Origin of the sequence: Halobacteriovorax sp. RT-2-4 (genome assembly GCF_047085445.1) — a bacterium.
Classification (GTDB): domain Bacteria; phylum Bdellovibrionota; class Bacteriovoracia; order Bacteriovoracales; family Bacteriovoracaceae; genus Halobacteriovorax_A.
The window spans coordinates 825359-840306 of record NZ_JBKIXY010000002.1; the positions used below are offsets into that span (position 1 = coordinate 825359).

Annotated in this window: 16 protein-coding genes; 7 read left to right on the forward strand and 9 right to left on the reverse strand. The window is 36.9% G+C overall.

Annotated features, from left to right (window positions below):
• Nucleotides 1-83: 83 nt before the first annotated feature.
• Genes ACMAYL_RS14435 through ACMAYL_RS14465 form a run of 7 tightly spaced genes read right to left on the reverse strand, consistent with a single transcriptional unit; the run spans nt 84 to nt 7234 of the window.
• Nucleotides 84-1187 carry a hypothetical protein gene (locus tag ACMAYL_RS14435; RefSeq protein WP_103217839.1) on the reverse strand — a complete coding sequence of 368 codons (1104 nt, stop codon included), beginning with the start codon at nt 1185-1187 and terminating at the stop codon, nt 84-86.
• Nucleotides 1188-1201: 14 nt separating this feature from the next.
• Complete coding sequence (locus ACMAYL_RS14440; RefSeq protein WP_103217838.1) at nt 1202-2572, reverse strand: MlaD family protein; 1371 nt, start codon at nt 2570-2572, stop codon at nt 1202-1204.
• A gap of 27 nt (nt 2573-2599) precedes the next feature.
• The gene (locus ACMAYL_RS14445; protein WP_103217837.1) at nt 2600-3352 is read right to left on the reverse strand and encodes an ABC transporter ATP-binding protein; all 753 of its coding nucleotides are present in this window, start codon (nt 3350-3352) and stop codon (nt 2600-2602) included.
• A 1-nt stretch (nt 3353) separates the two neighbouring features.
• Complete coding sequence (locus ACMAYL_RS14450; protein ID WP_103217836.1) at nt 3354-4154, reverse strand: MlaE family ABC transporter permease; 801 nt, start codon at nt 4152-4154, stop codon at nt 3354-3356.
• A gap of 37 nt (nt 4155-4191) precedes the next feature.
• Nucleotides 4192-5319, reverse strand: coding sequence for an alanine racemase (gene alr / locus ACMAYL_RS14455; RefSeq protein ID WP_412471281.1), 1128 nt, complete (start codon nt 5317-5319; stop codon nt 4192-4194).
• Nucleotides 5316-6668: a hypothetical protein gene (locus ACMAYL_RS14460; RefSeq protein ID WP_103217834.1), complete on the reverse strand. Its 1353-nt coding sequence runs from the start codon at nt 6666-6668 to the stop codon at nt 5316-5318. The genes alr and ACMAYL_RS14460 overlap by 4 nt, the downstream gene beginning before the upstream one ends.
• 59 nt (nt 6669-6727) lie before the next feature.
• Entirely contained in the window at nt 6728-7234 is a 507-nt protein-coding gene (locus ACMAYL_RS14465; RefSeq protein ID WP_103217833.1) for a shikimate kinase, read from the reverse strand.
• A 97-nt stretch (nt 7235-7331) separates the two neighbouring features.
• On the opposite strand from ACMAYL_RS14465, the gene ACMAYL_RS14470 reads away from it, so the two are divergent.
• The 7 genes from ACMAYL_RS14470 to acpP all read left to right on the forward strand — a co-directional run bounded on the left by ACMAYL_RS14470 (nt 7332) and on the right by acpP (nt 12868).
• On the forward strand, nt 7332-7904 hold the full coding sequence (locus ACMAYL_RS14470; protein ID WP_392993361.1) for a YceD family protein: 573 nt from the start codon (nt 7332-7334) through the stop codon (nt 7902-7904).
• Nucleotides 7905-8009: 105 nt separating this feature from the next.
• Nucleotides 8010-8216 (forward strand): 50S ribosomal protein L32, encoded by a 207-nt coding sequence (rpmF, locus tag ACMAYL_RS14475; RefSeq protein ID WP_103217831.1) that lies wholly within the window; start codon nt 8010-8012, stop codon nt 8214-8216.
• Nucleotides 8217-8363: 147 nt separating this feature from the next.
• On the forward strand, nt 8364-9674 hold the full coding sequence (locus ACMAYL_RS14480) for a cytochrome-c peroxidase (protein WP_392993364.1): 1311 nt from the start codon (nt 8364-8366) through the stop codon (nt 9672-9674).
• 143 nt (nt 9675-9817) lie between these two features.
• Nucleotides 9818-10816: a beta-ketoacyl-ACP synthase III gene (locus ACMAYL_RS14485; protein ID WP_103217829.1), complete on the forward strand. Its 999-nt coding sequence runs from the start codon at nt 9818-9820 to the stop codon at nt 10814-10816.
• A 15-nt stretch (nt 10817-10831) separates the two neighbouring features.
• Nucleotides 10832-11785, forward strand: a complete 954-nt coding sequence (fabD, locus tag ACMAYL_RS14490; RefSeq protein WP_103217828.1) for an ACP S-malonyltransferase — start codon at nt 10832-10834, stop codon at nt 11783-11785.
• Nucleotides 11786-11793: 8 nt separating this feature from the next.
• On the forward strand, nt 11794-12558 hold the full coding sequence (fabG, locus tag ACMAYL_RS14495; RefSeq protein WP_233189709.1) for a 3-oxoacyl-ACP reductase FabG: 765 nt from the start codon (nt 11794-11796) through the stop codon (nt 12556-12558).
• Between the two features lie 85 nt (nt 12559-12643).
• On the forward strand, nt 12644-12868 hold the full coding sequence (acpP, locus tag ACMAYL_RS14500) for an acyl carrier protein (RefSeq protein WP_021268262.1): 225 nt from the start codon (nt 12644-12646) through the stop codon (nt 12866-12868).
• Between the two features lie 51 nt (nt 12869-12919).
• On the opposite strand, the gene ACMAYL_RS14505 is transcribed toward acpP, so the two are convergent.
• Nucleotides 12920-13177 carry a hypothetical protein gene (locus ACMAYL_RS14505; RefSeq protein ID WP_412463410.1) on the reverse strand — a complete coding sequence of 86 codons (258 nt, stop codon included), beginning with the start codon at nt 13175-13177 and terminating at the stop codon, nt 12920-12922.
• An 11-nt stretch (nt 13178-13188) separates the two neighbouring features.
• Nucleotides 13189-14778, reverse strand: a complete 1590-nt coding sequence (locus tag ACMAYL_RS14510; protein WP_393057236.1) for a protein-glutamine glutaminase family protein — start codon at nt 14776-14778, stop codon at nt 13189-13191.
• Between the last annotated feature and the right edge of the window lie 170 nt (nt 14779-14948).

The following is a 14948-nucleotide window of genomic DNA, read 5'->3' on the forward strand; positions in this document are numbered from 1 at the left end:
ACAATTTGGAGGTGCTGATTTTACAAACTCAGGCTTGTACTCAACTCCACTTAACGATAAATTATAAGAAATATTAACAAAGTTTAAAAATATCTTTTTTTTTTATCTGCTTGAAACTCTTGCGCTAATACTGTTGTAGTAGGCATTTTAAAATGAAGCTCAGAAAAGAGATCCTTTCCCACTAACTTTGAATAAAACTTAGAAATAAAAAATAAAAGAATTATGAGAACTCCAATGGCCACATAGACAAAGCTATAGTCACTCTTTCTCTTTTTCTTTTTTGATTTCGTCGATTTTTTCTTCGTCTTCTTTCTTTTTGGACGAGGCATTTCAACGGCCTTCATAGGCTTTATTTCTTCTTCCTCATCTAAATTTGGCGCCGATGCTGGAAGCCCTGCTAGCTTTTCTTCCTCAAGAGCAAGTCTCGCATCTTCAGCAATCTCGTCTAAATTAGAATCTGCTTCAGCGACAATTTTCTCTTTCTCAGCTTCTGCTTCAGCAACAAGAAGATCAATTTGGCTCTCACTGCTTGATGTGTCCGTTTGCTCTTCAGAGACGAGAGAAAGCGTTGACTGTGTACTTCCCAGATCTGGAAAGTCTAGGTCATCATCACTTGGTAATACAATTTCTTCCTCTTCTACATTCATGGCCTCAGCAACTTCGGCCATACTAACACCAGCATCCATATCCTTTAGCGGACTTGCGTTTGTAACAACTGGAGCATCATGTTGTGGAAGAGTATTATTGCTATAATCAATTGGTTCAGGAAAATCGAGATCACCATCTTCTGGTAAAACGATTTCTTCACCATCTTCTGTTGTATTTATTGAGATTGATCCAGAAGCCGTCGTTTCAGCTTCAGTAGAACTTGGTGTAGCAGGAAGTTCTTCAGAGTCTTTAATTTTTTCGACTATACCAGTAGTCTTTACAAGCTTAGATACGCTAGAGGCAACCTTTGTTTTTGCCTCTGATACAGGATTGAAACTTTGCTCTTCTTCGCCAAATAAATAACGATTTAATAAATCGTCTTCTTTAATCCAAAACCAATATCCATTACCACTACAGATTTCATCTTCCTCTGTAAGTGTTCCATCTTGAACAAATTCGATAACTTTTTGTTTCGAAAGTGGGCCAAGAATCTTATTTGATTTTGTGCGAATTAGCCAATTTCTATTGTCCATCATCATCTATTTACTACATCCTATAGAAAAATTCCTATGAATCCTTTTAAGTCTTCATCATTAAATTTTAGACCAAGACTATAAACTGCATGTGGGTCATTAATTAAATCTTCACCTTCGATTTTACCATAAAGTACGTTCCAAAGTTGTAAATCTAGCCCAACGCGAATATTTGGCCCTACATCTTCTCTATAATCAAAAACTTCTAATGAAGATACCAGACCAATATCGTCAAAATTATAATCCACAGCGAATCCACCATATGATTCAATTAGACCACCACGAAATGTCCAGTTATCAATGCGACGGCCAAGCTGTAGGTTAAGAAGAATATCGTTATATTTTCTTTTCTTCTCATCAACAACAGTTGTGGTTCCACCAACAGTCGTCTCTGTAATCTTTCTTCTTTCTGGTCCAAACTCAGTTGTTGTCACACCAAGTAAGTAGAAACGTCCAGGAGAAGGAAAGATTCTAAGTTCAGCTGTCGTATCAGTTTGTCCTGTTCCCGTATTGGCCCCTGTATAAACAGAAAATTGAGTACGAATACTATCAACACGCCCAATAACTTTTTGAACACTAGCTAAAGTCGTTTTAACCTCATCAGCAATCTCTTCTTCTACAAGTAGCTTACCAACTGTCCCCTTACCATCTTTAATATCTCTTACAAGGCCTTGTAGGTCGGCCATCATACGATCTGTTTTCTTTAAAATTTCTTTTACATCAGCAACTGTACTCTCAGGCTCATTTGCATCTGTTTGAAAGGCAATTTGATCAGAAAATGCTTCAAGATTATTCACAATATTTTGAATCTTCTCGTTATTGCGACCAACAATATCATTCAATTTTGCAGTCATTTCACGAGTATTTTCTAGAGTAAGCTGAACGTCGCGAATGATCTTTTTCATTGCAGGCTCGCCACCTTCTGGAACAAATGATTCTTTGATACTTCCGACAAGTGTTTTCACATCTTGCATAACATCTGTTGCATCTTTTAAAAGCGTCTCTATCCCCGCTTTCTCTTCTGCAATAATTTCTGAACCATCAGGAAGAATAACCTCAGAGTTTCCGATATAAATTTCAAGATACTTATCGCCAAGGAAACCAACAGAGCGAATCTTCAGTTTTGATCCTTTTGTGATTCCTACTCTTGCTAGAACTTCGAAAGTAATTTCTGCTTTATTTCCAATTAGACGAATTTCTTTAATTCGGCCGGCATTGATACCTGCAACCTTAATTGGTGTTTTTGGAAAAATACCAGACGCATCACTTACTGTTGTATAGTACTCATTATATGCTCCAAAACCAGATTGGTTTGAAGTCACAATAAGTGACATAACAACAACTGCTATCATGGCAGTTAGGGCCATTAGCCCAACTTTAAATTCATTCATTTTAACCCTCTTCCCTAGGCTTAGTACTTACAGATTTATAAACTCTTGCACCAAAGGGTGCTTTGAATTTCTAAACTCTTTCGCTGGTAAGTACTCAACAATATTACCACGATTAAGGAAGGCAACGTAGTCGGAAATTTCCAGCGTCGCTTTAACATCGTGAGAAATAATAATTGACGTTAATCCTATATCTTTATGTTTATGGCTCGTATCGACAATTAAGTCGTTGACCATTTTAGTCGTAATTGGATCAAGACCAGTAGTTGGCTCATCATAGAGCATAACCTGTGGACTTAAGGCCAGCGCTCTTGCAAGACCAACCCTCTTTCTCATCCCCCCAGAAAGTTCACTTGGTAATTTATCAAATGAAATTTCTTGGAGACCTACTGACTTTAGTAGACCAAACACCTTCTCTTCTATTTCTTTTGGAGTCATTTTAGTGAACTCTTCTAATGGAAAAGAAACGTTTTCAAAAGTTGTTTTAGAGTCAAATAAGGCAGCATATTGAAAAAGCATTCCGTAGTTTTGACGAAACTTTCTAAGTTCATCTTCTTCTAAAAGAGAAAGATCTTTGCCTAACACTTCAATTTTTCCAGAAGTTGGATGATGAAGCCCTAGAATATGTTTTAAAAGAGTCGACTTCCCCGCTCCTGAGAACCCCAGGATTGTTGTAATACTTCCTCTTTGAATATCAAAACTAAGATCATTTAAGACAGTATGTTTTCCAAAAGTCTTAGTTAAATTAAATATTTTTACTGACGAATCTTCAAAGTGTAACATTCTACATCACCTGCACTAAAAAGCTCGTTAAGAAATAGTCAAGAACGAGTACCGAGATCATTCCCCAAACAACAGCTAAGTTTGTTCCCTTACCTACCCCTTGGGCACCTTTTGTAACAGAGAAACCAAAATATGTTCCAATAACAGAAATAACAAATCCAAATACGATAGCTTTGATTATTCCTTGGAAAATATCTGAGACATACATGAACTGTCCAAGCTTTGAGAGATAAATCGCATCATCAATTTTTAGGGCAACAGTACCAACAATATAAGATCCAATATTTCCTACTAAGAGAAAGAAAATTGAAAGTAATGGTAGAGATAATGTTCCGGCAACAATTCTTGGTACAGCAAGAAATTGAACACTACTAATACCCATAACTTCAAGTGCATCAATTTGTTCTGTAACCTTCATTGTTCCAATCTGCGCTGCCATAGCTGCTCCAGCACGTCCTGCAACAATCAAACCAGTTAATACCGGAGCTAATTCTTTAGCTAGTGTAATTGCAACAACTGGCCCAACTAGTGAATCAACATTAATTAACTTGAAACCAAAATAAGTTTGGTAGGCCATAACCATTCCCGTAAATGATCCGGCCAAGAAAATAATGAATAAACTTTTATTGCCAATAAAGTCCATCTGCTCAAAAAATAATTTGAAACGATAAGGCTTTCGACTGGCCCAATAGAAAAAGTTAACGATAAAATTCATTATCGTTCCAAGGCCCGCAACATTTTTAATAATGATGCGACCTAAGTTTTCATTAAAGATGACAAAACTTCTAAGTAAATAATTCATTACTGAAATTTTACGGGAAAAAAAATGAAACTGCTACTTACTGTCGATAAATTTTGGGAATTCTTTCTGTTAAGTGAATGAACACTTCATAAGGAATTGTCTTAGACTCGAGGCATATGTTAGAGAAGTTCTCACCACTTTGATCCCAAACCACAAATCTCTCTCCATTTTTAATTTCAAGATCTTGGTTATTAAACAAAATTTGTCCCATATCCATATTCACTCGCCCGACAATTTGGCCAATTTCTTTACCGTGTCTTAAGTGAACATTTTGATAACGAGTCGAAAAGCCATCCCCATAGCCAAGTGCAAATATCCCAACAACACCATCTGTTGGACATGGAGTTGCTCCATAACCAATTGGAGTCCCGCGACCTACTTTAAAACTGTTGATAAAAGTTGTCTCAAGTCTAGAAATTAACTTTCCTTGCCAACAGCTCAGGTGACTATACTGAGGAAGAAGTGAAGTTGGTCCATACATCATAAGTCCTGGCCTTACGTGTGTTTCCTCCAAGCCTACTTTCTGTTCAATTGCTCCAGAATTTGCAAGTGATGACTTATCAATTTCTATCCCTGATGCAAGTAATTGCGATTTTAGCTCACGCCAATTTTCTTTTTGTGCAAGATTTCTCTTATTTTTATCCATCGATAAACTAGAGCTCGAAAAGTGCGACATCAAATGATAGATACTCTTTCTACCTGAAGCTTTAATTAGTTTAACGACTTCATCAATTCGATCAAGCCTCAATCCAAGTCGATTCATTCCCGTATTAAATTTTAAACACAGAGGAAAATATCTAAAGTCTTCTTGCTCTAAAAAGTACTTCAAGTTTGATTCGTTTGATAGAACTGGAATGATTCGATTATTTAAATAGATATCTGCTGCTTCTTGAAGATCTAGATTCACATCTGAGAAAACATATACTTCAAACTCTCCATTAGGAATTTCTTCACGCAGTCTTAAGGCTTCACCAATACTGGCACAGCCAAATTCTTTAATCCCTAGTTCAAAGTACGCAAACTTAACAATTGGAACCATTCCATGGCCGTAGGCGTTTGCCTTAACCATAAAAAGGGCTTCATTATTTGGACAAATTTCTTTCAGTAGTTGGTAATTATTTGCAAGAGTTGAGACGTTAATCTCCATGCAACTTTTTATTCTCATATTGTGCTTTCTTGAAACGATCTCTTAGCTTTCAACTTTCTTGCTGTTGTTACCATTGAATACTGAGAATATGGTACTTCAAATACATTTAATGACATTGAAAGAATTAAACTCTTATCCTTCCCTGAAAAATACTTTGCTAAGCGAATATTTTTGCAAAGATCTTTTGCCGCTGCAAAACTTTCTTCGAAGAAATCATTTTCAACATCTAAAACAATTGATTCAAAAGAGATATTATAAATATTTGATAAATTAGTTATCTGCGATAGATTGATCTTCATATCGCGCCAAAAAGTTTCCCAATCAAAATCAAAGTCCGATCTTAATTCCAGTAGATCTGATATTTCAGAAGTGTCTACAGCAATAAGATTTCTTCCGTGAGTAGTTTGAGAGATTTGACCAAGTAACTCAAAAGGTCCTTGAGCACTTGCCACCGCAGCTGAGTGAGTATTTGCATTCACTATTTGAGCATATACTCCACTTAGTAGAGACTCTACAACCTGCCAGTTAAAATTAAATAAGTAATCACGATCAACTTCAAGAGCTACAACAGTTGTAATATCCACACCATTTGCAGACATTGCAAGAGTTACAACAGGATTATGAACAAGGCTAGAAACTATATTCTTTACCATATTCATTCCGTTCTCATTAACCCCTCTAAGCTTAATATGACCTAACCAGATATCAGGAACATTGATATTCTTCATCCCATCATATTTAACGGCACATAACTTATTCGTATTACTATTAAGATCAAAAACTGTAACACTTGTTACAAATTCTTGTGGCTCAAATACATTTGCAATTAGAGATTTAAAGTCACTCTCATCTTTATTGAAATTAATTATGTCGCAAACTTCAAAGAAATCTTTTCCATAAAGAGTCTTCGTTCTTTCACTCTCAAGACTTGCAACTAAAGCTTCTTGTTTGTGACGATATTTATCATGGAAAGTTTCAAGCTGATTAACCTGTCTAATTAAAGATGTTTTGCGATTATATTGATCAAGAACTCCACGCACTTGCACTAGAAGATCTAATTCAGTGAAGATCGATCCAAGACTTTCAATTTTAGCAACTGACTTCAAGTCAGAGTTTGAAGCAACAATGAATGCTCTTTGAACTTTCTTTAGCTCAGGACGATCAAAAAGAGATTGGCCTTCATAGTCCACATCTTGAGCGCGTACTAATACTAAGTCATATTGTCTTTGAATATGAGAGATTAGAAATGAATCTGCGTCATCAAATGAATCAATAAGAATATTGATATTTTTAAAGATTTTAGAAAATCCCTTACAATCTTCAATCATCGAAGAAAGAATGGCTACTTTTGGACTAATCATTGTCATGGCGCAAAAACTCCTTCTAAGGACATAACATCGTCTAAAATCGTATCAAAATAGAAGGGTTATAGCAATTTTAAGAGCTCTTCTACTGTATTTATTTCTTGAATTTGTGCCTGCGTAAGAAATAGATCACTTTTTTCATAGCTTGGAGTTCGCTTTTCATAGAGATCTTTCATAAAATCGATACCATTTTTGGCCAATGGACGATTATTATCCTTTTTAAGCCTTTCCCAGCATTCTTCAAATGTACTTTGAATATAAACAAGCTTTCCGCCAATTTCTGAAATGAAATCAACCACAACTTGCTCATCTAATGCTCCGGCCCCAAGTGAAACAAGATAATCATCTTTCATATTTTGATGAAGTAGCTTAATCATATCGATTTCGTCTTTACGAAATTCTTCAATGCCAATGTCCTGAATATACTCCGCAAGCGAGTCATAGCCAGTTCCCATACGATTAAAAATTTCTTCATCTAAGTCAAATACTTGAAATTTATCATCCTTAGATAGCTTCTCACCAAATGTTGTTTTGCCGGCTCCAGAAAAGCCCGTTAGAAAGATTCTCATAAGTAAAAAACTACACGATTAAGTTCATAATGTCCTAATTTTCTTGCCTTTTGGCCCCTCGCAATATAAACAGAGAACTCAAATCACAGAGGAAAAAATGCAAATCGTAAATAAAGATAATACATTCTTAAAAGATTCAACGATTCTCATCTCACGCGTAGGTGACGAGTTTGAAACTTATCATCTTACTGATAAAAATAATGCGTGGGTAAAATCAATCCTAGACGGTATTACAAAGGACTTCGAACCTGAAGTTAAGCCTGAGGGCTTCGAGCACTTAAATGTTGAACTTCAACTTAAAAATGCTCGCGACTATACTTTCGGCGAGCACCTAATCGTTAAAGGAAAAGCTTCAGGAGCCTATACAGCAACTTGTGTACGTTGTCTTATTGATACTCCTCAAGAGTTTGAAACAGAGTTCACTTGTGCTTTTATTAATAAGAGATATGAAGACGATCCTGAGTATGAAGAAGTTGATGAGATTTACATCTCTGATGAAACTGCAGATATGTTTTTCCACGAAAGAGGTAAGGCAGATTTAAGAGAAGCCGTAGCAGAAAACTGCTTTTTGGCCATAAATCACTACCCAGTTCATGACGCAGACTGCAAGGGTCTATGTCAAACTTGTGGAGTCGACCTAAATACAGGCAGTTGCGAACATAAGAATTAATAAGGCCTAACTTTTAGGCTTGTAATAATGGAGTGAGTAAGGTATTTAAGTAAGCTCATTCGTAAAGATTTTTAAAAATTGAAGTTGAATATAACGGAGTAGAAAATGGCAGTACCTAAGAAGAAGACAAGTGTTTCAAGAAAAGGCCTAAGAAGAGCTGGTCAAACACACAAGCTTTACGCGAATAATGTAGTTGTAGCTGATTCAACAACTGGTGAGTTAACTAAGAAGGGATGTATTTCTCCATCTGGTTACTGGAAAGGTAAGAAAGTATTCGCTACAAAAGCAGACAGAGAAGAAGTAGAAGAATAAGATAATTCATTATTTCTCATATAAGAAAGCCCACTCTACGAGTGGGCTTTTTGCGTTTTCAAAGTCTGCTGGAACCTAATAAAAATCAGTTTGACCCATCAAACTTTCTTTTAGTATAACTAAACTACACAAACTGAGAGAGAGACCATGAGACTACTTTTAACAATTGCATTCGTATTTAATACATTTGCCCTGTCCCCATTAGATGAAGCACTTTCTAAGCTCATCAAAAAACACAACTTAACTTCCCTACCTGAATCCCAACTACAAAATCAGAATGAAGTAATTCTAGGATCGCGCCTATTTGCAGAGGTTCGCCTAAGTGGAAATAAAGACATCACATGCATGCACTGTCATCATCCAATGCTTGGTACAGGAGACAATATTCCATTCTCAATTGGAACTGGTGGTGCCGGACTTGGAAAAAGTCGCGTTCAAGACGGCAAAGGCCATATTATTAAGCGCCATGCTCCGGCCTTAATCAATCTTGGCTACGACGAAATTACAGATATGTTTTGGGATGGACGAGTTCACGTTGACTGGAACAAGGGTGAATTTAAAACTCCAAGTGTGGAGCTTAATAACAAGCCTGAACTAAATAAGAAAATTCGCAATGCCCTAGCAGCTCAAGTTATCTTCCCTCTCCTCTCTGTTGAAGAGATGTTAGGAAAGGATAATGAAATCGCCTCTAAAGAAGGAGACTTAGCAAAGTGGGATGCTCTAGTTAAGCGCCTTCTAAATGGATCTAAAAGCGCGATGTACCAAAATCTTTTCAAACGCGCTTACCCAAAAGATTTTGAAGCAAATAAAATTGATATTTCACATGTTGCTAATGCACTAGCAGCTTTTATCACTAGAAACTTTAACCTTGTTGATACTCCCTACGATGAATACTTAAATGGAAATCAAGGAGCACTAAATGAATCCGAAAAAAGAGGTCTAAAAGTTTTCTTAGATAAAGGCGCTTGTATCAACTGCCACAGTGGCCAACACTTAACGGACTGGGATTATAAATCAATTGGGCTTCCACAAATTGGGCCAATCAGTTCAGATGCTACCTTGAACGATAAAGGTCGCTTCGAAGTCACTGGCAATAAGGCAGACCAATATAATTTCAGAACACCACCGCTAAGAAATATTCATCTATCTGCACCCTATATGCACAACGGTGTTTATGAGACTCTAGAAGAGGTTGTTGATCACTATAATCACACGCGTCCTGCTATTAAAAACTATATTGTCACAGAGGTAACTCAAGGTCATTACGAAGAAAAAATCGTAAAAGATGAAAATTTTGTTAACAATAAATTGCGATATCAGTTAATAAGCGATGACGATATTAGACGTCCACTACAATTAACAGAGGATGAGAAAGCAGATCTTGTTCAATTCTTAAAGACAGGATTGGCTTCACGCCGTCTACAAAGGCTTAAAGAAGCTTCAAAACTTTTAAAATGAACATAAGGCCACAAACGTGGCCTTTTATTGTAAATTTGACTCAAAAACACACAGTGTCAAATAATAACGCCCCTGCCCTTCCCCATCATTGTTATACTCAATAAAATAGGCGCAATTTTTTATTACCAAGATTAGGAATTTAAATGGATATTAAAGTAAAGATTAAAGGAACTGGAATCTACGCTCCAAAAGAAGTTAGAACAAATGTCGACCTAGAAAGTATGGTTGAAACAAGTGACGAATGGATTTATGAAAGAACGGGAATCCGTCAGCGTCATATTTGCTCAACAGAAGGTGGCGAGTGGCCAAGTGATATGGCCTACCATGCAACTCAAGATGCACTTAAAGCGGCAAACCTTGAGCCAAATGATATTGATATGATTATCTTCGCATCGGTTACTCCAGATTATAAACTTCCAAATACAGCTTGTATTCTTCAACAAAAGCTAGGAATCACAAATAAGTGTGCGGCCATTGATATTGCAGCAGCATGTTCTGGATTTGTTTACGGTTTAAATATGGTGACAGGACTTATTCGCATGGGTGCAATTAAGAATGCCCTTGTTGTTGGTTCGGAAATGTTATCTAGAGAAGTGAACTGGGAAGATCGTAACACTTGTATTCTTTTTGGAGATGGTTGTGGTGTTGCCATTGTTGGTGCAAACGAAGATGGTGATGACTCAGACATCCTTTCACTTGAATTAGGTGCAGATGGTGCAGGTAAAGAATTCTTTGACCAACCAGTTGGTGGAGCAGTTGATCCAATTACATCTCAACACCTAAACGAGAGAACTCACTTTATGCAAATGAAAGGTAAAGAAATGTTCCGTGTAGCAACGAGAACTCTTGCCGAAAATGCTAAAAAAGTTTTAGAAAAAGCAGGTAAAGACTTAGAAGAAGTTGATTGGTTAATCCCTCACCAAGCAAACGTAAGAATCATCGAAACAACAGGAAAACTTCTAGGAATCAACCCAGAGAAAGTAATTGTTAATATTGATAAGTACGCAAATACATCGGCGGCAACTGTTCCAATCGCAATGCACGAAGCAATTGTTGATGGAAGAATCAAACGTGGTCAGCTACTATTACTAGATGCGTTTGGTGCAGGTTTAACTAGTGGAGCAACTCTACTTAGATATTAATTAAGGTTTTATATTATGAAAAAAGTTGTTTTAATTTTCCCTGGTCAGGGATCACAATACGTAGGAATGGGAAAAAGTCTTGAAGGACACCCATCATTTGAATTACTTGAAGAAGCAAATGGAGCTCTTGGATACAACCTTTCAAAGATTATGCTTGAAGGCCCTGAAGAAGAGCTAACTCTTACACAAAACACTCAACCAGCAATTCTGACTTACTCAATTGGCCTATTTCAAAAAGCTAAAGAGATCTTAGATGCAGCAGGTGTTGAAGTTTCATGTGTACTTGGACACTCAGTTGGTGAATACCCTGCACTTGTTGCAGCTGGTGCTCTAAGCTTTGAAGATGCGCTAAGAGCTGTTCACAATCGTGGAAAATATATGCAAGAAGCTGTTCCTGCGGGAATGGGAAAAATGTATGCTGTAATGAGAGTTCCTGCAGATATCGTTGAAAAAGCATGTAAAGAAGCTTCAACTGAAGGCAATGAAGTAATGCCTGCAAACTTTAATGAGCCAGGACAAATCGTTATTTCGGGACATGCAGACGCATGTGACAAGGCCGTTTCATGGATTTCAGAAAACTTCTCTGAACCACATAAAACAGTTGAGCTGAAAGTAAGTGCTCCATTCCACTCTAGTCTTATGAAACCAGCTAGAGAAAATATGGCAGCATTTTTTAATGACGTAACTTTTAATAAAACGACAATTCCTTATATTGCCAATATTGACGCCAAAAAGTATCAAATTGGTACAGACGGTGAAGTTGTAAAAGAGAACCTGATCAAGCAAATTGATGGTTCAGTTCTTTGGACTCAAAGTTTTGCAAGCCTAGATGATGACACTCTTTGTGTTGAGGTTGGACCAGGACGAGTTCTAATGGGACTAGCAAGAAAAATTAACCGTAATATCAAAGTTATCTCTTTAGACAAAGATGGTGCCTTTGATGAATTAAGAGAAGCACTAAACTCTTAGGAGCAAATATGATTGCAACTTATAACGATTTAAAGAACAAGAAAGTTTTAATAACGGGAGCAAGCCGTGGTATCGGACTAGATATCGCTAAATCACTTGCTTCTCAAGGCGCACACGTTATCTTCAACTACCGTGAAGGAAAAGAAGATGTTGCTAAAGAAGTTGAGTCGCAACTTAAAGCGCTTGGTGCTTCAAATGTAACTGGCCTAATGTTCGATCTAAATAATGAAGAGCAAATGAAGACGGCAGTAAATGACTTTGTTAAGGAATTTGGTCCAGTTGAAGGTCTTGTAAATAATGCGGGTGTTTCAAAAGACACTCTTCTGCTTAGAACGAGAAAGGCTGACCTAGACGCAGTTATCGATACAAACCTTAAAGGTGCTATCATGCTAACAAGTATCTGTTCACGTGGATTCTTAAAAGCTGAAAATGTATCAATTGTTAATATGAGCTCAGTTGTTGGTTTAATGGGTAACGTTTCTCAAACAGCTTATGCAGCTTCTAAAGCAGGGCTTATTGGTGCAACAAAATCAATTGCCAAAGAATTAGCTAGTCGCAACATTCGTTGTAACGCTATCTGTCCAGGATTTATTGAAACGGATATGACTGATGCTCTTGAAGAAAAGGCGAAAGAAGCTTATATAGCTTCAATTCCAACTTCACGCTTTGGGTCAACGGAAGATGTATCAAACCTAGTTTGCTTCCTACTTAGCCAAGCGTCAGGATATATTACTGGTGAAGTTATTAAAATTGACGGTGGACTTTATATCTAGAAAAATATTAATATACTAAAATTAAATTTTTATATAAGAGAGAGAAATTGAGTTTATAACTTAATATATTTATTAGGAGACAAATATGGAACAAAAAGTAATTCAACTAGTAGCGGATCAAACAAAAATCGATATCGCAAAAATCAATGCAACAACTTCATTCGTAGACGATCTAAACCTAGACTCACTAGACATCGTTGAACTTATGATGAAGATGGAAGATGAATTTGATATTCAAATTCCAGAAGAAGATGCAGAAGGACTTAAGTCTGTTCAAGACGTAGTTAAGTACCTAGAGTCTAAGCAATAATCAAAAAATAATTCTTAGATAAAAAAAGCCTGCTTATAGCAGGCTTTCTTTTTATAAATTTTTACAGCTTTGTATTTGAAAAGTTTTGTAATCGTACTTAATCTCAACCTTCTCTTTTGACTTAATTGCCTTTTGAAAGCACTTCGCATCTTTTTTACTCGCTCGGTAAAAGGGAGCACTCTCCACGAAGCTAACAGTAATTTCATCTTTCTCTAACTTAAAAGTTGAGACATGGTATTGTGATGTGGCCAGATTGGCTGCATAAGTAGATACAAAGCTTAGTAATGTACAAAGAATTATTTTTTTCATTTTACTTATTCCTAAAGAATTCTCTTCTCATAATTTGCTAGTAGTTCCTTAGCTGCCTTTGATCTTGCTTCACGGCTCATCATATTGGCCGCAGTTTGCGGGTGATATGATTCCCTACTAGCAATTCCAAAAGCAGTCTTACCTACACTCACAGCATCTAAACTTGGAGGAAACCCCACATGATCGACCTTAGAAGCATCTGCTCCCATTGTCTCTAGCCACTCATTAACATGAATCGGTTTTGAAGCAATAGCAGGATCAATGATCATCTTTGAAACTCCGCCTCTTCCATTATCAACATAAACAACAGGTGCCGTATGATAACTCCAGTAAGGATATTGCTGATTAGGAATTTTAAGTTTTCCTGATGCCCAGGCCTTATCTGCGATAACACCTTCTTCTTCAAACATATTAACCATAAGTTCTGAACGAGCATAGCATCCGTCTTGTACGTACTGCCAGGCCATCCCTTCCATTGCACGGGCCTTCTTAAAAAGCTCATTTGCTTTTTGAATCGAGATAACACCACTAGCACGTGGACGATAGTCTTGAACTTTTTCATATGAATCAGCAGCATAGTAACTATCACCATCGCGACAGCTATTCTTTGGTAAGAACTGGCGATTGATATACTGGCTATTGATATTTCCGTTTACGACATCAACAAGATGAACGAAGTCTAAATTATCTCTTTCGCGCACCGATTGCCTTCCAAGGCCGATAATATCTCCCTGAATCTCTTTTGGACAATGAGGAAGAACTGTTTTTAGGTAGTCGCTAAATCCAGCATCCTGCATGCTGAAGAAAGTTGTGGAGTTGTGCCCCATCGCTTCAGGTGCCTTTCTTTGAACAGTAAGACGTGACTTCTCATACTCTTCATTTCTCTCAATAACAGCACCACCAAGAGTACGAGCATACTTGATATAACTATCGTTCTTAGTGAACTGAGCATTACCTCTCGTATCGCGAGAGTAATTGATAGGCATATACACATTACGAGCTGGATCAAAGATTATGTAGTGATTATCGCCACACTTTTTAATAGTACACTTAGTGGCCATCTCACACTGATGATTTTTGTTATTATTATCTTGGACCCACATCTTTGTGTATGCTTGAGTCACCTTTTCATTTTGATTTTCAATATCGTCTTCAACACCTTCTAAGATATTCTGTAGGCTATCCCTAATTTCTTCTTGGGAAGGATCAATATTTCTAATAAGTGAGAAGATAGATTTTTGGGCCTCATCCATTGCTTGGATACGAGCGGCCGGTGTATCAAATTCTTGTACTGCTCTTTGAGAAACAAATTGCTTACTATTGGCATTATGAAAAATAATTTCTTTTCCATCGCTAATCGTCCTAACAGGAAAAAGCTCAGTTTCCTTGGTGCTTCCATTGCGATAAATCCCAAATAGGTGACCACTTTGATTTCGCTGAAGAACGACCTGCGAGTCACCATCTTCACAAATGACAACCGGAACTTCTGCGGGAGCATTACAGCTGTCAAAGCGCATATCATTGGCAAATTCAACGGAAACCTTTGCGCCAAAAGTGTAAACAGATAAAATTGATAAAATTAATAGGTTAATCTTTTTCATGGCAGTCTTATCGTATAAGCCTTTAAAAATATTAACTTATTAACGATAAAAATGAATAAAGTGTTCAACCTACTGAAATTACGTTAAAAATTAAACAGTAATGCTTGAAAAGCGTAAAAATTAAGACCCTCTATGCCTTGTCAAAATGCCTGCAAAATTATCAAATACTA